Here is a 980-nt window from a genome sequence, read left to right on the forward strand (position 1 = left end):
ATGGCGTGGTCAGCTATGTAGTCGTCAATATCGATTACCTTGATAATGATCACTAGTACCTAGACAGCTTTTGTAAAAACGATAATATATCTGCTTAGATCAAGGAGAGAGCCATGCCTAAAAAATATTTTCATTTTATGCTTTTATGTTTCCTTATACCTTCAATCAGCCTCTCTGAATCACCAGATGAGGATTGGGATGAAGACGAGGATCTTGAATACTTTTTCTCAACCAGGCAAAAATCAACGCTTGAGGATTTTCCACTTCAAGAAATTGGTGGTGAAGAGCTCTCTAATGCTGCGATTGCCGGCGCACTAAAAGCCGATACCTCAAGCGGTCAAAATGCTAAACCTATTTACCTTCAAGAAAAAGAAGACAGTGATAAACAGAAGGCTGGTGATGCACTTAAGGAAGATGAATTGCTTAAAGCAGGTGAAGACTTGCAACTAAATCAGTTTCAAATACCCACAGCTGAATTTCAGCAGCCTATTTATTCCCAGCCTACTGGGCGTACCTATTCCGCGCATAGTACAAACACGATTTCCCGTCCTTAGGCTAATCGAAGATTAAATTTCTAATGAGAATTAGAAATATGGAAAGATCGCGCGTTTATTTCATTCAAAAGGAAAGTTGTTAACAACTTTATTCCATCGTTAACTACTTTTCCCTATGAATAGCGGCTGTAAATACGGCTAGCTCATCACTCAACTGTTACTGATTTTGCTAAATTACGTGGCTGATCCACATCGGTACCTTTAATCAACGCAACATGATAACTAAGCAACTGCAAAGGCACAGTATATAAAATCGGCGCGACGATCTTTTCACAATGTGGTACGTCTAGTACTTTCATGGTGTCATCACTTTTGAAGTGTGCGTTTCGATCAGCAAAAACATACATCAAACCACCTCTTGCACGTACTTCTTCAACGTTAGAATGCAGTTTTTCTAGAAGCTCATTGTTCGGTGCAACAACAATG

The 980-nt window shown here is 39.5% G+C and carries 1 protein-coding gene and 1 pseudogene; one reads left to right on the top strand and one right to left on the bottom strand.

From position 1 onward, the window contains the following. Positions 1-113: 113 nt before the first annotated feature. Complete coding sequence (locus A3757_RS21480; RefSeq protein ID WP_068506560.1) at positions 114-554, top strand: hypothetical protein; 441 nt, start codon at positions 114-116, stop codon at positions 552-554. 146 nt (positions 555-700) lie between these two features. Here A3757_RS21480 and A3757_RS21485 read toward each other — a convergent pair. Beyond that, a pseudogene (locus tag A3757_RS21485) lies at positions 701-980 on the bottom strand (glutamine--fructose-6-phosphate aminotransferase); the annotation flags it as partial.

Source organism: Oleiphilus sp. HI0117 (assembly GCF_001635235.1).